Consider the following 22,555-nt stretch of genomic DNA (forward strand, 5'->3'; position numbering starts at 1 on the left):
GGCTGCTGCGCCGGTGGACCGACGGCATCGAAATAAGCTTTTTCCCTTACCCTGTTTGCAAGGAGAGCCTCGGCTCTCCTTTTTTTATAGCCGCGGAGCATCCCATGCAGTTGAGCCCCTATCTCACCAGCCACCGTCACCCCTCCATCCCGGGCCAGGTCCTGCTCTTCTCCACCAAGACCGGCGCCCTGGTGCTCCTGCCGGAAGAGGACTTCCAGGCCCTGAACAGGGGCGATCAGACAAACGCCTATGGAGCAGAGCTCACCAAGCTGGAGTTTCTGGTGGCTGATCGCGAGGCCGAATATCGGGCCATGCAGGGCTATATGGAGGCGATCAACCGCGACAACCCCAACCTGACCCTGGCCATCGTCCCGGGGATGGAGTGCAACTTTCGCTGCAGCTACTGCTTTGAGGGGCAACAGAAGGGGGCAAAGGCGATGGATGACCCCACTTCCGAGCAGCTGGTCGCCTTTATCAAGAAACGGTTCCGCCCGGGCAAGAAGAAACTGATCCTCCAGTTCTACGGCGGCGAGCCCCTGCTCTATACCAGGCAGATCCTCGCCCTGGCCAGGCGGCTGAAACCCTTTGTCGAGGAGCAGGGGGCAGCGCTGGTGCTTGACCTGATCTCCAACGGTTCCCTGCTCAGCCCGGAGCTGGTGGCGGAGTTGACCCCCTGGGGCCTGGACGGGGTCAAGGTGACCCTGGACGGACCGCCGGCCAACCATGATCGCCTCCGCCCCTTCAAGTCAGGGGCCGGCAGCTTTGCAGTGATTGTCGATCGCCTGGCCAGGATCTGCACCCAGACCAAGATCCGGTTGGGCGGCAACTACACCAGGGAGAGCTACCAGGACTTTGCCACGGTCCTGGATCTGCTGGCCGAGCGGGGGATCAGCCCGGAGAGGGTGGAAGGGGTGAGCTTTAATATGGTCATGCAGGTGAGCGACCCCATCAGCGCCAGCGACTACCGCGGAGGGTGCAGCTCCATCAACGAGCCCTGGCTGGGCCAGGCCGCGCTCCATGTGCGCAGGGAGGTGCTGAAGCGGGGCTATCCCGTGGCCGAACTCCAACCAGAGCCCTGCGGGGTGGAGATGGACGATGCCTACACCGTCCATTACGACGGCAGCCTCTACAAGTGCATCACCTGGGTGGGCCATGAACAGTACAGGATCGGCGATATCTGGCAGGGTCTCGACAGGGCCTACCAGCGCTCACACCATCTCTTCCACTGGCAGCGGGAAGAAGAGTGCCAACGCTGCCGCTACCTCCCGCTCTGCTTTGGCGGCTGCCGTTACATGGCCTATCAGCGCGACGGCCATATGGGCCGGGTGGATTGCCGCAGGCCCTTTTTCGAGGCCAACCTGGAGACCATGCTCCTCCAGGACCTCTGTTACCGCTACGGCCAGATAGAGGAGCAGGATCTGGAGGCGTGATCACTGCTGCAGCTTTTTTTTCAGGCAGGGACGAGGGGGATTCCGGCAGTTCCGACAGTTCCGACAGTTCCGGAAAGGATGGGGGCTAGCGGTAGTTGATGCTCACCGGGCAGTGGTCGGAGCCGTAGATATCCTCATGGATGGCGGCATGGAGCAGTCGCCCTCTGCTCCTGGCGTCCACCAGGAAGTAATCGATCCGCCAGCCGATATTCTTTTCCCGGGCACGGGAACGGTAACTCCACCAGCTGTAGCGGCCGGGTTGGCGGTCAAACTCCCGGAAGGTGTCCACATAGCCGGCTCCGATCAGCTGGTCCATCCAGCTCCGTTCCGCCCTGGAGTAGCCGGGGTTTTCCTCGTTGGCCTGGGGGCGGGCCAGATCTATGGGCCTGTGGGCCACGTTGAGGTCGCCGCAGAGCACCACCGACTTGTCCGCTGCCAGCCCCTGGATAAAGGTGAGCAGGGCCCGGTTGAACCGCTCCTTAAAGGGTAGTCTGCGCAACTCGGGCTGGGCATTGGGGAAGTAGGTGTTGACCAGAAAGAAGTCTTCATACTCCAGAGTCAGCACCCTGCCCTCACGGTCGATCTCCTCCTCCCCCAGGCCATAGAGGACCCGGAGCGGCTCGATCCTGGTAAAGACCGCTGTACCGGCATAGCCCTTCTTCTCGGCCGGATGCCAGTAGCTGTGGTAGCCGGGAATATCCAGGACCTCCGGGGGGAGCTGCTCGGGCAGGGCCTTGATCTCCTGGAGGGCAAAGATATCTGCGGCCAGCGTGTGGAAGATGGAGAGGAAATCTTTTTTCAGCACCGCCCGCAGGCCGTTGACGTTCCAGGAGACAAAGGTCTGCCCCCCGGCCGCCTGCCGGGGGGCTGGTCCTGAGCTACGGGGGCTGACCCCAAGCTGGGGGCAATCGGCTGCGATCACGCAGCGATCACAGTGGGGCGCCTGGGGCCGGCAGGTCCCCTGGCCAAAGGCAACCAGGATGGAGTTGACTTCGATCCAGAGGTGCGGGGGCAACTTTTCCCTGAGGGCCATCTCCGTCTGCAGGGGGGTCGCGGTCCGGACGTAGCCCCAGATATTCATGATCCGATGGACATGGGTATCCACGCAGATCGCAGGCTGATGAAAGGCCAGGGCCAGCACCAGGTTGGCCGTTTTCCTTCCCACTCCCGGCAGCCTGAGCAGCCCCTCCATGGTCTCGGGGATGAGCCCGGCAAACTCCTCCGCCAGCACTGCCGGCAGCTTATAAAGGTAGCCGGCCTTGTTGCGGTAAAAGCCGACCGGATAGATCAGCTGCTCCAGCTCCGAGCGCGAGAGCCTGGCAAGCGCGGCCGCGGTTTCGGCCCGGGAAAAGAGGCGCTGGGCAGCGGCGGCGGTGACCTCGTCCTTGGTCCGGGCCGAGAGGATCGTGGCCACCAATATCTTGAACGGGTCCCGGGACTGGACGGCAATCAGGTCCACCAGCGGCACCTGGTACCCCTCCACCTCCCGCTTGAGCCGGGAGAGTATCTCTTCGATCTCCATGATCACCAACTGGGTTCCTCTCTGAAATTCCTACCTGCTCTCCCTCTATTAGCGGAGGGATCAGCCTAAAAAAAACAAACCAACGAAAAACGGCCAGCTCCCCCGGCAGGAGCCCCCGGTGGGGGGCTATGAGCGGTAATAGTCGTGCTGATAATCGTAGTAGCCGAAGACCTTGCTGTCCAACGCACTGGTGGTATAGGCATTGAAGACCACCCCCAGGATCTTTTCCCGGCCAATGGTCTCCACCAGCTGCCTGACATGTTCCCGCCGGGAGATGCCGTGGCGGACCACCAGGACCACCCCGTCCACATGCTGGGCCAGGACCGCGGTCTCGGCGGCCGCATGGAGCGGCGGGCTGTCCACCAGGACAAATCGATCCTCATAGCGGGAGCGGAGCTCATCCACCAGGCTGATCATGGAACCGGAGCCGGAGAGCTCGGCCGGATTGACCGGGGGCGGACCGGCCGGCAGGATGGAGAGCTTATCCAGGCCTGACTTGAGGATCAGCTCTCCCACAGGCACCCCCTGCTGGAGATGATCGACGATCCCCTGCCGATTCTGGAGCCCAAAGAGCGCATGTTGGCTAGGGCGGCGCAGGTCGCTATCCACGATCACACAGTAATTATCCACCCCCTGGGCCAGGGAGATGCCCAGGTTGGCACAGATAAAACTCTTGCCCTCTCCGGGCGAGGCACTGGTCACCAGCAGGGTGCGGGGCGGTGTGCCCATGATCGGGTAAAGGATCCGGGTACGCAGGGTGCGGATACTCTCCGCCACCATCCCGGTGGTGGCGGCAGAGAGCAGCAAACGCTCATCCCAGCGACCGCTTCCCTGGCGCTCAACCCGCTCACCACGCTCACCACGCCCGGTACCCTCGGCCCCGGCCTGGACCTTCTCCGGCTCCCGATGTTCTTCCCGGCTTGAATCGAGGGCCCTCTCCTTCACGCCCTCGGTCGCTGTTCCACCCTCTGCTGCGGCCTTGCGCAGTGCATTTGCAACTTTCCCCACAACCCACTCCCTTATTGGTCAAAGATCATTCGAATTTTTTCAAGCCACGGACCCGGAATCATATTCTCTAGCAAATCCCCGACCCGGTCAAGGTCCAAGAGTTCCATGCTTACCAGCAGACCGCAGCCGATTGCCAGCAGCCCCAGGACAAGCAGCACCATCCGGCCCGGCTGCAGCCCGCGCCTGCCGCTCTCAGCGATGGGCAAGGGATTGGCTTCCCCGGGGAAATGGAGGTCCTGCACACACTCTTTGATCAGGGGACCGGTGATCACCGGTTGACTGTCGGCAAAGCCCATCAACAGGGCATGATCACAGACGATGTTGATCAGACGCGGCGTCCCCCTGCTGACCTTATGGATGGCAGCAATGGCCTCGTCGCTGAAGAGATTAAGGTGACGGGCCCCGGCGTGGCGCAGCCGAAAGAGGATATACTGTTTGGTCGCCTGGAGATCAAAGGGCTGGAGATCAAAGCGGATCCCCACCCGTTGGCGCAGGGGCAGGAAACGATCGGCGCTCATCAGCTCGTTGAGCTCAGGTTGACCGACCAGAAAGATGGAGAGCACATCCTGGCCCCTGACATCCAGATTGGAGAGCAGCCGGATCTCCTCCAACAGCTCCACCGGCAGGACATGGGCCTCGTCAATGATGAGCAGGACCCGCTCGCCCCTGGCATAGGCGGACTTGAGCAGGACCTCAAAATCGACCAGAAACCTGGCCTTGTTCCCGTCCCAGGGCAGGCCCAGCTTATCCCCCAGGTAGGAAAAAAATTCATCCCGATAGAGCAGCGGATTATTGAGCAGGCAGAGCCTGACATCCACCCCCAGAGAGTCCACCAGGGCCTGGAGCAGGGTGGTCTTGCCCAAGCCCACATTGGCGGTCAGCACCAGAAAACCTTTCTTGCTGAGGATCCCGTACTTGAGGATGGCCAGGGCCTCCTGATGGCCCTCGCTCCTGAAAACCACCCGGGAGTCCGGGGTCAGCTGAAAGGGCTTGCAGGTGAGGCCGTAATATTTCTCATACATGATCGTTGGCCATGAGAGGCTGCTGCAGCTCTGGAGCGTTCACCCGAACTCCCTTAGAGGATCAGGATGCCACGCTGCCAGAGCAGAAACACGGCCCCGCAGCAGACGCTTATTCCGGAGAGCAGAAAGAGGACAAAACCGATACTCTGCCAGCGGCTGCGCCGTTGTTCCCGGGGCAGCTGCAGGTAGGGTAGGGAACAGGTCACCGACACCCCGAGGTACTCTTCCAGATCCAGGGGGTCCTTGAACGAGGTGTCGACCATATCAAGGCTCAGGGCGATGCCGCCGCCCAGTCCCAGTCCCAGCCCCAGGGCCAGGAGCATGATCCTGGCAAAATCCGGGCGGATCGGTTTTTCCGGCAGACGGGCCGGATCCATGATCTTGAACTGGCTGCCCTTCTGTTTCCTTTCCAGATTCTGGACCGAGACGGCCTGGAGGTTCTGGGCCACCAGAAAATCATAGTGGCTCTTGAACTCATCATAGTCCCGGGTCAGGGCCGTCCACTCCGCCTCCCGCACCGGAGCCGACTCGACCCACTGTTCCAGCTGTTTGATCTGCAGCCGCAGTCGATCCTCGTCCTTGCGCAACTCGACCAGGTGGAGTTCGATCCCCTTGCGCTGGATCGCGCTCTGCAGCAGCATGGGATCCTCTCCCACAGGCCGCGCTTCGGGATCCTGGCCGCTTCCACTGCCCTCCAGCTGGGCTTCCAGGGCCGCGATGGCCTTACGGACCCGCTTGACCTCGGGATGAGTCTCTTTATAACGTGCCAACAGACTCCTCAGGTAATTTTTGGCCTGGATGAGACGCTGGTAGGGATCACCGCCCTGGACGACCCCGCCCTTCCCATCCGGGCCGGTCTGCTCGGAGAAGCTGCTGGCCAGCTGACGTGAGCGGGCACTGGCCTTCTCCTGGAGCAACATCTTGGTCCGCTCCAGTTCCTGGATATTACTCTGCAACCCCTGCAGCGAACTCTGCAGGGTGTTCAACCTGGCCACATTGACATCCACCTGATGGGGCATCTCATTGTAGTACTTCAAGCGGTAATCACGCATGGCCTGCTCTTTCCGGTCCAGCCGCTCCTTGGCCTGGCCGAGCTCATCGGCGATATAGCTGGAGGTCTCGCTGGCCCGCTCCTCCCGGTAGCGCAGGTTTTCCTCAATGAATTTTGAGGAGAGGGCATTGGTGACCCGCAGCACCTTTCTGGGATCATTCCCCTGGTAACTGACCGAGAAGACATCGCCCCGGGTGGTTGCGATCAAGATGTTGGCGCGCATGGCCTCGATCACATCCTCGAGGGGCAGGGTCGCCCGCATCCCGGGATAGAGATCATACTCCTTGATGATTTTTTCCAGGCTGGTCCTGGAGGTGACCTGCTGCTTGAGGGTATTGACCACCTCACGGATCTTGTCTTTCATATCCGGGGCCATCTTCGAGGGGTTGACCTTCTGCTCTTCGTAGATCAGCAGGGCCTCGGCCTTATAGGTCTTGGGAGTCCGGTAATAGTTGGCCAGCCCTCCCAGGACGGCGAGAAAAACACAGCAGGAGATCAACATCTTCCTCAGCAGGAGGACATCCACATATTTTTTCAGCAACTGCTTGGTTTTTTCATTCATAGGAGATATCTAATACTTAAGGTGAACCTTGATTATTGCGGGCCCTGACACATCTGCCCTAAAGGGTAGCTTGAATCATGAGATTTTTCAACCGGCCTCTGGACCTACCGTTGGCATCCCCTTCAGCCTGCACCCCGCTCACGGCACGAGAGGCAGCTCTGCAAACCAACCGAACCACTCTCCCCAACCTTGAGCCTGCCCATGGAACCTAGCATCAATCGCACCATCGTTATCGGCGACATTCACGGCTGCCTGGAGTCGCTCAACACCCTCCTGGAGCAGCTGTCGGACCGAGCCGACACCTTCATCTTTCTTGGCGACTATGTGGACCGCGGCCCCTGCTCAAGGGAGGTGGTGGAGCGGATTCTCCGCCTCCGCCGGGAGCATCCCCGGGTCATCACCCTCCAGGGCAACCATGACCTGATGTTTCTCCACTTCCTGGAAGGCCGTGACCCGTCCATGTTTCTCCGCTTCGGCGGCAGCCAGACCCTGGCCAGCTATCAGCTCCAGGCCAGGACAGCGGGGCCGGCAGAGGCGATCCCGCCGGATCATCTCCATTTTTTCCGTTCCCTGCCCCTCTACTACGAAGATCAGCATGCACTCTATGTCCATGCCGGCCTGCAACCGGGCTGTCATCTCAGCCTGCAGCGGGCGGAGTGGTGTCTCTGGGCCAGAGAGGAGTTCCTGGCTACCAGCTTTGACTTTGGCAAGCCGGTGATCTTCGGTCACACGCCCTTTGACCGGCCCCTGCTGGCAGCAAACAAGATCGGCATCGACACCGGCGCGGTCTACGGCGGTACACTCACGGCCCTGCTCCTTCCGGAGCGGCAGTTTATCTCGGTACCCGGCGAGCGCCGCGCGCCCTATGAGGAGAGGTGAAGGCGGCAATGAACATGGCTTATGATAGCTAACTCAAAGAGAAAAGACAACGAAGGCTTCACGAATAATCGCCAGCAAAGGGAATAACATCCTTCAACTGCTCGCGCCCCAGCAGAAGCATCAGCAAGCGATCCACCCCCAGGGCAATCCCGGCAGTCTCCCCAAGCTCCTCCAGGGACTCAAGAAATCCCTCAGGCATCTTTGCCGTTCTCCCCTGGGCCCGGATCGACTCCAGCTCCTGGAGAAAACGACGCCGCTGGAGCTGCGGCTCTACCAGCTCGGAAAAACCGTTGGCCAGCTCCAGGCCGCCGATGTAGAGTTCAAAACGCTCAGCCACCGCCGGATTCTCCGCCTTGGGCCGGGCCAGGGAGGCCAGCTCCAGGGGATAATCACAGAGAAAGACCGGTGTCTGCCAACCGAGTCGTGGCTCCACCGCCTCCACCAGCAGTTCCTCAAAACAGTCCTCTGCCAGGGCCTGCTCCAGGGAGAGCGGGGCATAACGGCCAAAGGCCTGGGCCACACTGAGCCGCTGCCAGGGGGGGGCCAGCAATATGCTCCTGCCCTGGTAGCTGAGCCGGTCACTGCCGACCACGCCGCTGAAGCCGCTCAGGCCGGCGGCAAGATAACGAAAGAGCTGTTCGCACTCGGCCATCAGGGAAGTGTAGTCCCAGCCCTGGTGGTACCACTCAAGCATGGTGAACTCGGTCTGATGATGCCGACCGCACTCCTCTTTGCGGAAGCAGTGGCAGAGCTGGAACAGCTGCCGGCAACCCTGGGCAAGCAGCATCTTCATGCACAGCTCCGGCGAGGTCTGCAGATACCAGGATTCACTTTCAAAAGGCTGGATATGGGCCTCGGGAATCAACACCGGCAGGCGGATGGGCGTGTCCACCTCCAGGTAGTCACGCCCGAGGAAAAACGAGCGAATGGCCTGCAGCAGGCGGCAACGCTGCCGCAGCCCCTCAGGGGAGAGCATGGTCTATTCTTTCACCCGGGTCATATAACTGCCGGTACGGGTGTCGATCTGGATCTTGTCGCCCTGCTCCACAAAGGGAGGGACCTGAAGTTGAAAGCCGGTCTCCACGGTCACCGGCTTGGTGTCGGTGCCTGAGGTATCCCCCTTGACCCAGGGGTCGGCCACGGTCACCTCCAGGTTGACAAAGGTGGGCAGGCTGATATCGATGGGGCGCTCACCAAAGAAGAGGACCTCGACCTCCATGTTGTCCACCAGATAGTTGAGGTTGTCCCCCAGCTGTTCGCGGCTGAGAAAGATCTGCTCGTAGGAGGAGGTGTCCATGAAATGGTATTCGTCGTCCTGACCATAGAGATACTGCATGGTCCGCTCTTCAAGGTCCGGCTTCTCAAATTTATCATTGGAGCGATAGGTCTGGGTAAACTGGTTTCCCGAGATCATGTTCCGCATTTTCGTCCGATAGAGTGCCTGCCCTTTTCCCGGCTTGGAAAACTCAAAATCAATGATGATATATGGGTCACCATCAATCTGAACCTTCAGTCCTTTACGCAGATCAGAGGCTGAATACATGTTTTTTTCCTTGTAGTTTATTGGTATGTTGGCATGAAAAAAAGAGAGAACAAAGCAGCTATCTTGACGCCGGCGGCGCCAGGCAAAAAGATCTTCCCTGCTTTCTTGGCTTGTCTTCGCCAGCTATCTTTAATACATTTACCCTCTCATCACAAATGAATATCGTAGAACTAAGACCATGACAATCCGTGCAGGTATTCTCTCCGACACCCACCTCAGCCGCCCTGACAGTCGATTTATACGCCAGACCAAGGCCTGTTTTCAAGACTGTGCAATCATTATCCACGCCGGAGACCTCACCGAATCGGCGGTTCTGGAGGTCTTCAGCGACAAGACCGTCTATGCGGTCCATGGCAACATGTGCAGCCCGGCCGTCCGCCAGGGCTTGCCCCGGAGCCGTACCTTTGCCCTGGGTGACTTTACCATCGGCCTTACCCACGGAGCCGGCCTGGGCCATGATATCGAATCCAGCCTCTGGGATCTCTTTCCCGAGGTCGACTGCATGATCTACGGTCACACCCACCGGCCGGTCTGTCACCGGATCGGAGGCAGCCTGATCATCAATCCGGGGAGTTTTCAGGCCACCGGCCGTTACGGGGCCCAGGGGACCTATGCCATCCTCAGCGCGGGCCCCACCCTGGAGGCTGCCATCCATACCCTGCCGGGCTCTCCATGAAGACCCTCTGGACCCCCTGGCGGATGGAGCATGTCCTGGGAAAAGCCGGAACCGTGTCAGGCTGTATCTTTGAGCCGCCCGGAGACGCAGCCCAGGATGGCGAGACGCTGCTGCTCTTTCGAGATCCCAGGGTGGTGGTCCTCTTAAACCGCTTTCCCTATGCCAACGGCCACCTACTGGTGGCCCCCAGCAGACACCTGGCTGAGCTGAGCGACCTCAGCCCCGGTGAACAGGCGGCCCTGATGGAGATGATCAGCCGCTGCTGCACCATCCTCCGCCGGGTACTCCAGCCCCAGGGCTTGAACGTGGGTCTGAACCTGGGCAAGGTTGCCGGGGCCGGGATCAGCGACCATCTCCACTTCCATATCGTCCCCCGCTGGGAGGGAGATCATAATTTCATGACCGTGTGTGCGGATATCCGCACCATCCCCCAGCACATTGTTGCCACCTTTGCGCTGCTCGCCCCCCACTTTTCAACCTGAGCCCTTACCAGTCGATGAGTACACCCTTGAAAATCACCCCCATGCTCCGCCAGTACCTTGAGATCAAAGAACAGCACCAGGACGCCATTCTCTTTTACCGAATGGGTGATTTTTATGAGATGTTCTTTGCAGACGCGGTGGCAGCCTCCAAGATTCTGGGCATCACCCTGACCTCTCGCAGCAGCAAGGAGGCGGAAAACAAGATTCCCATGTGCGGCATCCCCTTCCACGCCGCTGCCAACTACCTGGGCAAGCTGGTCAAGGCCGGCCACCGGGTGGCGATCTGTGAGCAGGTGGAAGATCCCAAACAGACCAAGGGCATCGTCAGGCGTGAGGTGGTCCGAATCGTCTCCCCTGGGGTGACCACCGACGAACAGATCCTGGACGCCAAAACCAACTGCTTTGTCTGCGCCCTGGTCTTCCCCCGGAAGAGCAAGGGGAGCAGCCCGGTGGGGCTCAGCTTTCTTGACGCCTCCACCGGTAACTTCCTGGTCAGCGAGGTCCCGGTCCGGGGCGATGACCACACCGCCCTGCTGGATATGATCAGCCGGATCAATCCGGCCGAGATCCTGCTCAGCGAAGAGCACTACCGGCAGCAACAGCCGCTGGTGGCTGACCTGAAGGGCCTCCAGGAGCAGCTCTGCTTCACCCTGCGCCCTGAGGAGCAGTTTCAGCAGGCCTCCGCCCGGATCACCCTGCTGGAGCATTTCCAAACCGTCAACCTCGACGGCTTCGGCTGTGCTGCCCTTTCCAGCGGGATCCGGGCAGCCGGCGGTCTGCTTGCCTATATCGAGGAGACCCAGAAGGCAGCCCTTGGACATGTCCGCAAACTCACCCCGATCAACCAGGAGGGGCACCTGGTCATCGATGAGTCCTCCCGCCGCAACCTGGAACTCACCGAGACCCTCATCGGCGGCAGGCGGGAGGGTTCCCTGCTCTCGGTCCTGGACCATACCATCACCCCCATGGGAGCGCGTCTGCTTCGTCAGCGGCTGCTCTTCCCGCTCCAGGAACAACAACGCATCGAACAGCGACTCGACGGGGTTGAGGAACTGGTCAACGACCCTGGGGGCCGGGAACAGCTACGCCGCCTCCTGGAAGAGGTCCATGATCTGGAACGCCTCTGCAGCCGGCTGGTCCTTGGCCAGGGGAATGCCCGTGATATGTGGGCCATGAAGGTTTCCCTGGCCCAGTTGCCGGCCATCCGCCAGGCCCTTGAACAGTGGCGTTGCCCGTTGCTCCGGGCCATCCACAGCCAACTCGACGAGCTGACAGACCTCCACCAGCTGATCGGAGAGGCCATTCGCGAAGACGCCCCCATCACCCTGCGGGAAGGCCGGCTGATCCGGGAAGGTTTTCACCAGGAACTCGACCGGCTGATTCACCTGCTGAGAAACGACCGGCAGCTGATCCTCAACCTGGAGGCCAAGGAGCGGGAGCGCACCAAGATTGCCAAGCTTAAGGTGGGCTACAACAAGGTCTTTGGCTACTTCTTTGAGGTCAGCCGCGCCCAGTCGGCCCAGATCCCGGAGGACTTCATCCGGAAGCAGACCCTGGTCAATGCCGAACGTTTTATCACCCCTGAACTCAAGGAGCTGGAACACTCCATCGCCACGGCCCAGGATAAACGACTGGAGCTGGAGTATGCCCTCTTCAGTGAGATCCGGGAGCGTATCGCCGCCCAGAGCAGCCGAATCCTGGATACGGCCCAGCAGATCGCCCGGATCGATGTCCTGGCCTGTCTGGCCGAACTTGCCTGCCAGTACCGCTACTGCAAACCCCGCTTAAACAGCAGGGCCGAGATCAGGATCAGCGAAGGCCGACACCCGGTGATCGAACGGACCATGGAGAGCGGCCGTTTTGTACCCAACGATGTCCGCCTGGACCAGGATTCCTGTCAGCTGATGATCATCACCGGCCCCAACATGGCCGGCAAGTCAACGGTCCTGCGCCAGACGGCCCTGATCGTCCTCCTCACCCATATCGGTTCCTTTGTGCCTGCAACCGAGGCCGACATCTGCACCGTGGACCGGATCTTTACCCGGGTGGGAGCCATGGACGACCTCCGCCGGGGTCAATCCACCTTCATGGTCGAGATGAACGAGACCGCCAATATCCTCAACAACGCCACCAGCCACAGCCTGGTTATCCTGGATGAGATCGGCCGGGGGACCTCCACCTATGACGGCTTGGCCATTGCCTGGGCCGTGGCCGAAGAACTGGTCACCAAGGACCAGACCGGGATCAAGACCATGTTTGCCACCCATTACCATGAACTCACCGAGCTGGCCGCCAGCCAGGAGCGGGTACTGAATGCCTCCATCGCGGTCCGGGAATGGAACGAGACCATTATCTTTCTCCACAAACTGATCCCAGAGGCCACCAATCGCAGCTATGGTATCCAGGTGGCAGCCCTGGCAGGGGTGCCGGAACATGTCACCAGACGTGCCTACGAGATCCTGGCCCAAGTCGAGCAGGGCGACTTCCATCACCACCCCTCCATTGCCCGGGAAAAGAGAGGTGCCAATCCCGGTCCCGAGCAGCCCTGCCAGCTCTCCCTCTTTCCCACCGGCAAACATCCGGTGATCGGCCTGCTTGAGGCCACGGATCCTGACGAGCTCACTCCCCGCCAGGCCCAGGAGATACTCTATGAAGCGCAGCGATTACTCCGGGCCGGGGACAGCTGAGGGGCAGGAGTACAAATTCTTTTACGACCGGGGTGGAATGTTGTATATTTAGTGCAGTATGTTCAGCTCTGCAGCAGAGTGCTGCAGCAAAGCCACCTCAACCCTAACCCCGCAAATCAGCCCAGAGATGCCCCTGTCATGTTGGTACCAAAACCCCTCTTCCCTACCCACACTATACCCAGCTCCGACACCCCCAGGGGGATCTGCTCCAGCCATGGCTGAGCAGTGCAGCCCAGGGAACCAGGGCCGTCGCCTGCTCGCTCTGCTGCTCCTGCTGGTGCTCTGGCTGTCCATTGGTGCCAGGGTCTCGGTGGCTGCTGTTGCTGCCCATGACCAGCAACAGCACGATGCAGCGTCCCTCTACGGTGCGGCCAAAGACTACTACTACCAGCTGGAGAGGGATCCCAGCCTGGGCCGGGAACGAAAAAACTGGCTCAACGGGGTGCGCAGGTTTCGCCGGATCTATCTGGCCCAGACCAAGGGCAGCCTGGCGCCCTCGGCCCTCTACATGATGGGACGGATGCAGTTCAAGATGTATCAGCAGTTCAAGCTGCCCATGGACCTGGATGAATCCATTGGCTATTACCAAGATGTTGCCGCCATCTTCCCCAACAACACCCTGGCAGACGATGCCCTCTTCACCACCGGGGAGATCTTTCTCAACATCAAGAATAATCGTCATCAGGCCGCAGAACTCTACCAGCGTATTGTCCGTCATTACGGCGAGGGTGACCGCTACACCCAGGCCCTCACCAGGCTCAACGAGCTGGAACGCAAACACCATATCCAGATCCCCCGCCCCCTGGCCGCCAAGCGGGATCTGAGCCAAAGGGTCAGCGTTCTGCCGGTGAAGTACTGGTCCTCAACAGACTATACCCGGGTGGTGATCCGAGCCTCGGCCGCGGTCCATTTCTCTTCCGGGCTACTGCCGGCCAGGCCAGGCCAGCCGCAACGGCTCTTTATCGATTTCAAACAGAGTTATATCCCCCCCCAATACCGTTCCCCTGTCCCCATTGAAGACGGGCTGCTCCAACAGATCCGCAGCGGTCAACATACCGACAACACGGTACGGGTGGTCCTGGACATGGCCTCCATCGCCGATTACAAGGTCTTCAGCCTCAACGATCCCTTCAGGGTGGTGGTGGATGTGCATGGCCGGCCGGATCAGAAAAAAATCCCGGCCAACCTCGCCTCAGCCAGCGCCTCCCGCAAGGCACGGTTGGCTGCAGCTGCTCGCAGGCAGGCTGTCCGGCCCCAGGCCGCTGCGGTGAAAAGACCAGCCAGCGCCCACCCCTTTATCAGCCTCCATGATCAGAAAAAGAGACGCCCTCTCCCCGGGAGCGGGCAGGGTAAAAACACCCTCTCCCTGGCCCAACAGCTCGGCCTGGGAGTGCGGAGAATAGTGATCGATCCCGGCCATGGCGGCAAGGACCCAGGGGCCATGGGCCATGGCCTGAAGGAAAAGAACCTGGTCCTGGCGATCTCCCGGAAAATCGGCGAGATCCTCCGCTCCAGCTACGGCTACGAGGTGATCCTTACCAGGGCCAGCGACATCTTTATCCCCCTGGAGGAGCGGACCGCCATCGCCAATACCCGCAATGGAGATCTCTTTATCTCGGTACACGTCAACGCCCACCCGGACAAGACCATCGGCGGGATTGAGACCTACTACCTTAACCTGGCCACCAATGCAGAGGCGATGCGGGTCGCGGCCCTGGAGAATGCCACCTCCACCCACAATATCAGCGAACTCCAGGATATCCTGGCCAGCCTGATGCAGAACTCCAAGATCAACGAGTCCTCCCGCCTGGCCCAGGCCGTACACGGCAAGGTTATTTCAGGGCTGGCGCCCCACTACCCGGTTCGTGATCTGGGGGTCAAACAGGCGCCCTTCTACGTACTCCTGGGAGCGGAGATGCCGGCTATCCTGGCAGAGATTTCCTTTATCAGCAACCCGGCCGAGGCCCGCCTGCTGCAAAGCAGCTCCTACCAGACCAGGGTTGCCCGGCAGATCGCCGCCGGAGTGGTCGCCTATATAGATCAGCACACCACCGCTGGCCTGCTCCCCTAAGAGGGGGCATAAGATTTAGGGGCTGGCTGCGGGCTCTACCAAGCCCGCAGCCAGGGTGCGCAGACCACACCATGCTCCCTTGGGCGGGTTGCCTTCCTCCTCCTGCCTGAACCGCGGAACGCTGCCCCAACCGCCCTTAGGCCCGATTCCCCACAGAGAGCCTCTCCCCAGGGCTACCACCTGAAAAACCCTGTTCTCCGGCACACTGTCAGCTGCAGTCCCATCAAGACCTGGATCGTGGCAGGATGGTGGCAAAAAAAAAGCCGCCTCAAAGAGGCGGCTTCTTCCGTACAGGTATTGAACTAACCTTCCATCAACTTCGTGCCATCTCTGCAGCCCTCAGTCGTGCCATGGCACGTTGGAGGGCCGCTTCGGCCCGGACGCGGTTGATCTTTTCAGTGGCCTGCTGGGCCTGGGCGAGTCGTTTTTCGGCCCGCTCCTTGGCGCGCATGGCCCGGTCGACATTGATGTCTTTGCCGTATTCGGCGCTCTCGACCAGGAAGGTGATCTTGTTGTTGGATACTTCGGAAAAGCCTCCACTGACCATGAGGTACTTGACCTGCTTATCCTTCCTAAAGCTTAGGGTACCGGTCTTAATGGTACTCAGAAAAGGTGCATGATTGGCGAGTACGCCAAACTCACCGCCTACACCCGGAGCCGTGACGATATCGACCTCGTCACTGACCACAGGCCCTGTGGGTGTAACAACTTCCAGATGAATCTGTGCCATCGGTATTACCTCTGTTCAGCTCTGCTACCCTAGGCTTCAGCTTTCTGGGCTGAAGCTTTTTCCACGGCCTCATCGATATCCCCGACCATGTAGAAGGCGGTCTCGGGCAGGTCATCGTGCTTGCCTTCGAGGATCTCTTTAAAGCTGCGTACGGTATCTTCAACCTTGACATACTTTCCAGGGAAGCCGGTGAAGACCTCGGCCACATGGAAGGGCTGGGACAGGAAGCGCTGTACCTTACGGGCCCGGGTGACGGTGAGCTGATCTTCCTCAGAGAGCTCGTCCATACCCAGAATGGCGATGATGTCCTGCAGTTCCTTGTACTTCTGGAGGGCAACCTGGACGCCGCGGGCAGTGGCATAGTGTTCTTCACCAACCACGTTGGGGTCAAGGATGCGGGAGGTGGAGTCCAGGGGATCCACCGCAGGGTAGATACCCAGCTCAGAGATCTGACGGGAGAGAACAACGGTACCGTCAAGGTGAGCAAAGGTGGTGGCCGGTGCAGGGTCGGTCAAGTCATCGGCAGGTACGTAAACGCACTGTACCGCGGTGATGGACCCCTTGGTGGTGGAGGTAATCCGCTCCTGGAGGGCACCGAGGTCGGTGGCCAGGGTGGGCTGATAACCAACCGCCGAGGGAATACGTCCCAAGAGGGCGGAAACCTCGGAACCGGCCTGGGTGAAGCGGAAGATGTTATCCACGAAGAAGAGAACGTCCTGGCCCTCTTCGTCACGGAAGTACTCGGCAGCGGTCAGACCGGTCAGGGCCACCCGTGAACGGGCTCCCGGAGGCTCGGTCATCTGACCGTATACCAGGGCGGCCTTGGGCAGTACGCCGGACTCTTTCATCTCGTGGTAGAGGTCGTTTCCTTCACGGGTACGCTCACCAACGCCGCAGAAGACGGAGATACCACCATGCTGCATGGCGATGTTGTTGACCATCTCCATCATGATAACGGTCTTACCGCAACCGGCACCACCGAACAGTCCCATCTTACCACCGCGGGGGAAGGGAACCAGCAGGTCGATAACCTTGATCCCGGTCTCCAGGACGTTTACCTCGGTATCCTGCTCGGTGAACTGGGGTGCAGGACGGTGAATGGACATGGTCTTTTCAGAGCTGATGTCACCCATCCCGTCCACCGGACGACCGACCACGTTCATGATCCGTCCCAGGGCCGGTGCGCCGACGGGAATGGTGATCGGCTCCCCACTGTCCACCGCGTCCATGCCGCGTACCAGACCATCGGTCTGATCCATGGCAACGGTACGCACCACGTTGTCTCCTAGGTGCTGGGCAACCTCACACACCAGGTTACCCTCCACATCACTGATGGCAGGGTTGCTGATGAACAAAGCGTTCATGATCTCGGGTAAATCACCCGGTTCAAACTCGACATCCACAACAGGTCCGATGACCTGAATAATTTTTCCTACTCGCGACTCACCCATTTGAAATGGCCTCCTCAATCTTAAAAAATACCCTACGGTATAGCGTTAGCCTTTAAGTGCCTCGGCACCACCGACAATATCCATTAACTCGCCGGTAACGGCAGCCTGACGAGCTTTGTTATACAGCTGTGTAAGTTCCTTGATCATGTCCTTACAGGCGTTGGTAGCGTTATCCATGGCGGTCATCCGGGCAGCGTGTTCACTGGCCCCGACCTCAAGCATGCTGTGGTAGACCTGGACATTGAGATACAGGGGCAAGAGTACTTCCATGATCTCATTCGGATCCGGCTCGTAGATGTAGGAACCGGAACCTCCGGCTGCCTCTTCCTGGGCCGCCTCGCTCTCCAGGGGCTTGATGGGCAGCAGTTCCCCACGTTCCGGTTTCTGCATGGCCACCGAGTAGAACTTACCGTAGACGATATCCACCTGATCGCTGTCGCCGTTTAAGAAGTTTTCGGTAATATCCTGGGAGATCTCCCTGGCATTGAACATCTGGAAACTACCCATGATGTCGTTATAGGAGACCCGGATCTTACCGGTCTTCTTAAAGGCCTGGCTGCCCTTCTTACCGACGGTGACAAGACTCACCGCCTTACCCTCACCACTGTACTGGGCAATCAGCTTTTCAACGGTCTTGACGATATGGGAGTTGAAACTTCCACAGAGACCACGATCAGAGGTGACCACCACGATCTCGACCGTCTTGACCTCCCGCACCTCCATCAGAGGCAGGTTGGCATCTTCCATCCCCTGGGAGAGTTCGCGCATGGTGTCGGCGAACTTCTCGGCATAGGGACGGAAGGACTCCATCTTATCCTGAGCACCTCTCAACTTTGCAGACGCGACCATGTTCATGGCCTTGGTGATCTGCGCCGTCTTCTTCACACCAACTATTTTATCTTTGACATCCTTTAATCCAGGCATGAGATAATATCCTTATGCTTAATTCAGGCCCTTTGTTGCCTTGAAGGTCTCGCCAAAGGACGTCAGTGTTTTCTTCATCTTCTCTTCGAGATCGCCGGAGATAGCTTCCTTCTCCTTCAGCTCCTGGAAGATGGAGGGTTCGTTGGCCTCGATGTAGTTGTACATCTCCTGCTCATAGTCAGCCAGGGTATTTACCGGGAACTGATCCAGGTAGCCCTTGGTACCGGCAAAGATGATGGTGACCTGCTTCTCCATGGGCAGCGGCTGATACTGGGGCTGCTTGAGGATCTCAACCAGACGCTCACCACGGGTCAACTGGGCCTGGGTAGCGGCATCCAGATCGGAGCCAAAACCGGCAAAGGCCGCCAGTTCGCGATACTGGGCCAGATCCAGACGCAGGGTACCTGCAACCTGCTTCATGGCCTTGACCTGGGCAGAACCACCAACCCGGGATACCGAGAGACCAACGTTAATGGCAGGACGGACACCGGCAAAGAAGAGGCTCGGCTCCAGGTAGACCTGACCATCGGTGATGGAGATAACGTTGGTGGGGATAAAGGCGGAAACGTCACCGGCCTGGGTCTCGATGATGGGCAGGGCTGTCAGGGAACCGGCACCCAGCTCGTCGCTCACCTTGGCGGCACGCTCCAGCAGACGGGAGTGGTTAAAGAAGATGTCCCCAGGGAAGGCCTCACGTCCAGGAGGACGACGAAGCAGCAGGGAGAGCTCACGATAGGAGACGGCCTGCTTGGAGAGATCATCATAGATGATCAGGGCATGCTGACCGTTATCACGGAAGTACTCGCCCATGGCACAACCGGCAAAGGCGGAGACATACTGCATCGGTGCAGGATCAGAGGCACAGGCGGCAACCACGGTGGTGTACTCCATGGCACCGTGCTTACGCAGGGCCTCCACCACCAGGGCCACGGTGGATTTCTTCTGACCGATGGCCACGTAGATGCAGTGAACGTCGGTCTCTTTCTGGGCGATGATGGCATCGACGCAGAGGGCGGTCTTGCCGATCTGACGGTCACCGATGACCAACTCTCGCTGTCCCTTGCCCACCGGGGTCATGGCGTCAACGGCCTTGGCACCGGTGTAGCAGGGCTCGTGCACACCCTTTCTGGCGATAACGCCAGGGGCCAGGACTTCCATCTTACTGAAGTTCTTGGCCTCGATGGGGCCCTTACCGTCGATGGGCTGGCCGATACCGTCGACCACCCGGCCTTCCATCTCAGGGCCTACCGGTACCTCGGCGATACGACCGGTACGCTTAACGATGTCGCCTTCCTTGATCTCGCGAACGTCACCCAGGACGGCACAACCGACATTATCTTCTTCAAGGTTCAGGGCAAGACCAAAAATGTTCCCCGGAAATTCAAGCAACTCCATGGCCTGGCAGTTTTCCACACCATAGACACGTGCAATACCGTCACCGACTGAAAGTACCGTTCCGGTTTCTTTTAAGTCGACCTCACTCTCATAGCCAGCTATTTGATCCTTGATAATCTGGCTGATTTCTTCGGCTTTGATCTGCATTTGACTAATCTCTCCCCTTGATAGATTCTTTTAATCCATTAAGTTGTGTCTTTATACTTCCGTCCAGTACCAAATCACCAACCTTTGCGATGATGCCGCCGATTATTGTCGGATCGACCTCGGTCTGAAGTATAACCTTATTTCCTGTAATTTTTTCCAATGAGGCCTGAATTTTTTTCTGGAGCCCACCATCCAGCTCCACTGCAGAGATCAGGGAGCCGTGACTGATGTTCTGGTCCAGATCGACCATCACCTGCATCTCCTGGGCGATATCAGGCAGGATGTCGGCCCGCTTCTTCTCCACCAGGAGGTTGAGGAAGCTGGTCATCACCTTATCCGCCTTGGCGGCCTTGGCGATCTGAGCCATCACCTTTTGCCGCGCTTCGAGGGGGTAGAGCGGATTGGTCAGGGCATCCCCTATTCCACCGGTACGCTCATCGTACAGTGCAGCCACCGCACCGAGCAGCTCACTGTAGGTCCCTGTCTTCTTCTGCTCTTTTCCCAGGGAAAAGAGGGCCTTTGCGTAACGACGTGCTAGAATAGTATTTCTCACTGGACTGCACCTACTCGTTCAAGGAACTGTTCTGTAATCGTAACCTGATCTGCCGGTGTGAGATTCTTGACGATTAACTCCTCTGCCATGGCTGCGGCCTGCTCTGCGACCTCATCGCGTAACTGCCGTTTCGCGTCCTCAAGTTCACCCTGGACAGCGGCCTGGGCCTGCAGCTTGATGTCGGCGGCAGCCTGTTCCGCCTCACTGAGGATCCGAGCCTTCTCGGTCTCGGCCTGGGCAATGGCTTTCTCCACCACCTTCTCCATCTCCTGCTCCATGCCGGCCAGCTTGGCCTCAAAGGCCGTGTACTCGCTCTGGGCCTGGTCGCGCTTGAAGGCAAGCTCATCGAGTTCTTCTCTGATCTCCTTCTGACGACCACCCAGTCCGGAGACGATGGGCTTACCTAAAAACTTGACCAGAAGGATGACCAGGGCAATGAAGTTGACGGTCCGCCAGAAGAGGTCCTTCAACTTCTCCGGCGAAAGGGATCCGGAAACCGCCCCATGACCAGCTGCCCCATGGGCATCTGCGGCAGCACCATGGGCCTCCGGGGCCGGGGCGCCGTGCGCGTCTTGGGGCTGAGCAGCCGTCTCGCCATGGCTTTCGGCAGCAGCCTCGACATGGGCAGCGGCTTGCTTGTGCCCTTCACTGCTCGCCGATGAGGCGACAACCGCGGTTGCACCTGCCAACAGCAGAAGCAGCAGAACTGGTCCAATTACTCCGATAATTCGAGACTTCATGCTTCCAGACTCCTCCCAAGTATCTTTCCGGCCATCTCTTTGGCAAAATCACCTGTTTTCGCCTGCAGTTCCTGACGTGCATCAGCGATCTGCGAGCGTATATCCGTCAGCTGCTTCTCTTTCTCTCCGTCGGATTCCTGACGGATGGCAGCAAGTTTCTCTGCTCCGGCAGCCTGAGCCCCGGCACGGGCCTGATCCAAGGCCTTCTTGGCCCGACCACTTGCCTCACGCATCTTTTTGTCCAGGTCTGCCTGTCGGTTTCTCGCCCGTTGCTCCAACTGCACCACCTCGTCGTGGAGGGCGTCGATCTTTTGTTTCCTTTTTTCAAGGATACCAAGTACCGGTTTGTAGAGAATTGCATTGAGGACCAACATCAACACGATCATGTTGACGATATGGATCACCATAGTAATATCAATCGAAATCATACCAACTACTCCTCATCACGAAAAAAAAGGCGAGTGACAACCATTCAAAGTGAATGGCGGTTCATATTACGACAGGATTTTTACTGAAAAATGGCCATACTGTCAAACCTTTTTAAATAAAACTTATATGTTTTTTCAGTTCGACTTCTCAATCGGCAGCCCCCCATAGCCCCTCTCCTCCATAGCCAGGAAGCCAACAGCCTGATCTATGGAGCTGATTCAGGGATTAGCCCTCCTGCTCCGAAAGCCAGGCCGTCAGGCGGCTGAGTCCCTCCTCGCTGGAAACCTGCTGCTCATATCCCAGGATGGCGCGGGCCTTGCCATGGTCAAACCAGTGGGAGTGGGCCAGCTGATGGGCCACAAATCGGGTCATTTTTGGTTCCCGACGCACCCTGCAGAGCCCATAGAGCAGCTCGCTTACGGCGCCGGCCAGGTAGGCCGCCTGAAAGGGCACCCTGGCAGTGACCGGCTCCACCCCGATCCGGGCAAAGAGGGAGTTGATCCACTCCCAGAGGAGCACCGGCTCATCCTGGCCGATAAAGAAGGCCTCTCCGCCTGCGCTGGCCTCGCCATGGAGGTTTTCCCCTGCCAGCAGGTGGGCGTGGACCACGTTATCAATATAGCTGATATCCACCCGATTGGTCCCCTGGCCCACGATCTTCAGCTGCCCCTTGCGGCCCCGTTCCACCAGCCTGGGAATCAGGTTGCGATCCCCCGGCCCCCAGACCAGGTGCGGCCGAATGGCGGTGGTCCGCAGCCGGGTTCCGTCTGCGGCCAGCAGCTCCTGCTCGGCAATAATCTTAGTGGCTGCATATGGGCAGAGGGGACGCCGGCTATAGGGCAGCTGCTCGTCTCCCCCCTCGATATCGGTCCGGTCAAAGACCACCGAGGGCGTGGAGGTGTAGACCAGGGCCCTGACCCCCTGGTCCAGGCAGGCGGCAAGGACGTTGCGGCTGCCCTGGACGTTGGTGGCGACATAGTCGCTGCGTTTTCCCCAGACCCCGGCCTTGGCAGCCACATGGAAGACCGTATCCTTACCGGCACAGACCTCTCTGAGAAAGGCGGCATCAGCGATGTCGCCCCGGCAACACTCCACCCCCAGGCTCTCCAGCTCTGGGTAGGGACGCCTCCCGACCACGGTGACCAGACAGCCCCTGGCCACCAGGGCCCTGACAATTCCCTGACCGATGAACCCGCCGCCGCCGGTTACCACTACCTGTTCCATCTGCTCTCTCCCTTGTCCTTCAACGGCCT

Annotated in this window: 20 protein-coding genes; 6 read left to right on the plus strand and 14 right to left on the minus strand. The window is 59.4% G+C overall.

Going from position 1 to position 22,555, the window contains the following annotated elements; all coding sequences use genetic code 11:
* Positions 1–104 precede the first annotated feature (104 nt).
* Positions 105–1,430 carry a geopeptide radical SAM maturase gene (gene gptM / locus G494_RS0103420; RefSeq protein WP_028583407.1) on the plus strand — a complete coding sequence of 442 codons (1,326 nt, stop codon included), beginning with the start codon at positions 105–107 and terminating at the stop codon, positions 1,428–1,430.
* An 85-nt stretch (positions 1,431–1,515) separates the two neighbouring features.
* Here gptM and G494_RS26000 read toward each other — a convergent pair whose 3' ends face one another.
* The 4 genes from G494_RS26000 to G494_RS0103445 form a co-directional block, all read right to left on the minus strand.
* Positions 1,516–2,952 (minus strand): exodeoxyribonuclease III, encoded by a 1,437-nt coding sequence (locus G494_RS26000; RefSeq protein ID WP_084456395.1) that lies wholly within the window; start codon positions 2,950–2,952, stop codon positions 1,516–1,518.
* Positions 2,953–3,078: 126 nt separating this feature from the next.
* Positions 3,079–3,960 carry a polysaccharide biosynthesis tyrosine autokinase gene (locus G494_RS21705; RefSeq protein WP_051305340.1) on the minus strand — a complete coding sequence of 294 codons (882 nt, stop codon included), beginning with the start codon at positions 3,958–3,960 and terminating at the stop codon, positions 3,079–3,081.
* Positions 3,961–3,971: 11 nt separating this feature from the next.
* The gene (locus G494_RS21710; RefSeq protein ID WP_084456344.1) at positions 3,972–4,982 is read right to left on the minus strand and encodes an ExeA family protein; all 1,011 of its coding nucleotides are present in this window, start codon (positions 4,980–4,982) and stop codon (positions 3,972–3,974) included.
* Between the two features lie 53 nt (positions 4,983–5,035).
* On the minus strand, positions 5,036–6,595 hold the full coding sequence (locus G494_RS0103445) for a Wzz/FepE/Etk N-terminal domain-containing protein (protein WP_028583409.1): 1,560 nt from the start codon (positions 6,593–6,595) through the stop codon (positions 5,036–5,038).
* Between the two features lie 201 nt (positions 6,596–6,796).
* Between G494_RS0103445 and G494_RS21715 the strand changes: the two genes are divergently transcribed.
* Entirely contained in the window at positions 6,797–7,474 is a 678-nt protein-coding gene (locus G494_RS21715; RefSeq protein WP_035245341.1) for a metallophosphoesterase family protein, read from the plus strand.
* Between the two features lie 58 nt (positions 7,475–7,532).
* On the opposite strand, the gene epmA is transcribed toward G494_RS21715, so the two are convergent.
* Together epmA and efp are read right to left on the minus strand one after the other, a co-directional pair.
* On the minus strand, positions 7,533–8,450 hold the full coding sequence (gene epmA / locus G494_RS0103455; protein ID WP_028583410.1) for an EF-P lysine aminoacylase EpmA: 918 nt from the start codon (positions 8,448–8,450) through the stop codon (positions 7,533–7,535).
* 3 nt (positions 8,451–8,453) lie between these two features.
* Positions 8,454–9,017, minus strand: coding sequence for an elongation factor P (gene efp / locus G494_RS0103460; protein WP_028583411.1), 564 nt, complete (start codon positions 9,015–9,017; stop codon positions 8,454–8,456).
* Between the two features lie 178 nt (positions 9,018–9,195).
* Here efp and G494_RS0103465 point away from each other — a divergent pair, with 178 nt between their 5' ends.
* The 4 genes from G494_RS0103465 (at position 9,196) to G494_RS0103480 (ending at position 14,933) form a co-directional block, all read left to right on the plus strand.
* Positions 9,196–9,693, plus strand: a complete 498-nt coding sequence (locus tag G494_RS0103465; protein ID WP_028583412.1) for a metallophosphoesterase family protein — start codon at positions 9,196–9,198, stop codon at positions 9,691–9,693.
* A complete protein-coding gene (locus G494_RS0103470) occupies positions 9,690–10,175 on the plus strand; it encodes an HIT family protein (RefSeq protein ID WP_028583413.1) in 486 nt (161 codons plus the stop codon). The genes G494_RS0103465 and G494_RS0103470 overlap by 4 nt, the downstream gene beginning before the upstream one ends.
* A 26-nt stretch (positions 10,176–10,201) precedes the next feature.
* Positions 10,202–12,862: a DNA mismatch repair protein MutS gene (gene mutS / locus G494_RS0103475; RefSeq protein ID WP_232362470.1), complete on the plus strand. Its 2,661-nt coding sequence runs from the start codon at positions 10,202–10,204 to the stop codon at positions 12,860–12,862.
* 214 nt (positions 12,863–13,076) lie between these two features.
* Positions 13,077–14,933 (plus strand): N-acetylmuramoyl-L-alanine amidase, encoded by a 1,857-nt coding sequence (locus tag G494_RS0103480; protein WP_028583415.1) that lies wholly within the window; start codon positions 13,077–13,079, stop codon positions 14,931–14,933.
* 313 nt (positions 14,934–15,246) lie between these two features.
* On the opposite strand, the gene G494_RS0103485 is transcribed toward G494_RS0103480, so the two are convergent.
* The 8 genes from G494_RS0103485 to G494_RS0103520 all read right to left on the minus strand — a co-directional run bounded on the left by G494_RS0103485 (position 15,247) and on the right by G494_RS0103520 (position 22,526).
* On the minus strand, positions 15,247–15,663 hold the full coding sequence (locus G494_RS0103485; protein ID WP_028583416.1) for a F0F1 ATP synthase subunit epsilon: 417 nt from the start codon (positions 15,661–15,663) through the stop codon (positions 15,247–15,249).
* 29 nt (positions 15,664–15,692) lie between these two features.
* On the minus strand, positions 15,693–17,114 hold the full coding sequence (gene atpD, locus G494_RS0103490) for a F0F1 ATP synthase subunit beta (RefSeq protein WP_028583417.1): 1,422 nt from the start codon (positions 17,112–17,114) through the stop codon (positions 15,693–15,695).
* Positions 17,115–17,159: 45 nt separating this feature from the next.
* The gene (gene atpG, locus G494_RS0103495; RefSeq protein ID WP_028583418.1) at positions 17,160–18,038 is read right to left on the minus strand and encodes an ATP synthase F1 subunit gamma; all 879 of its coding nucleotides are present in this window, start codon (positions 18,036–18,038) and stop codon (positions 17,160–17,162) included.
* 18 nt (positions 18,039–18,056) lie between these two features.
* Positions 18,057–19,580, minus strand: a complete 1,524-nt coding sequence (gene atpA / locus G494_RS0103500) for a F0F1 ATP synthase subunit alpha (RefSeq protein WP_028583419.1) — start codon at positions 19,578–19,580, stop codon at positions 18,057–18,059.
* A gap of 4 nt (positions 19,581–19,584) precedes the next feature.
* Entirely contained in the window at positions 19,585–20,133 is a 549-nt protein-coding gene (locus tag G494_RS0103505) for a F0F1 ATP synthase subunit delta (RefSeq protein ID WP_028583420.1), read from the minus strand.
* Positions 20,130–20,873 (minus strand): F0F1 ATP synthase subunit B family protein, encoded by a 744-nt coding sequence (locus tag G494_RS26005; protein WP_084456348.1) that lies wholly within the window; start codon positions 20,871–20,873, stop codon positions 20,130–20,132. Before G494_RS26005 ends, G494_RS0103505 begins: the two co-directional genes overlap by 4 nt.
* Complete coding sequence (locus G494_RS0103515) at positions 20,870–21,301, minus strand: ATP synthase F0 subunit B (RefSeq protein WP_028583421.1); 432 nt, start codon at positions 21,299–21,301, stop codon at positions 20,870–20,872. Before G494_RS0103515 ends, G494_RS26005 begins: the two co-directional genes overlap by 4 nt.
* Before the next feature lie 226 nt (positions 21,302–21,527).
* The gene (locus G494_RS0103520; RefSeq protein ID WP_028583422.1) at positions 21,528–22,526 is read right to left on the minus strand and encodes an NAD-dependent epimerase/dehydratase family protein; all 999 of its coding nucleotides are present in this window, start codon (positions 22,524–22,526) and stop codon (positions 21,528–21,530) included.
* Positions 22,527–22,555: the final 29 nt, after the last annotated feature.

Origin of the sequence: Desulfogranum mediterraneum DSM 13871, assembly GCF_000429965.1 — a bacterium.
GTDB lineage: Bacteria > Desulfobacterota > Desulfobulbia > Desulfobulbales > Desulfobulbaceae > Desulfogranum > Desulfogranum mediterraneum.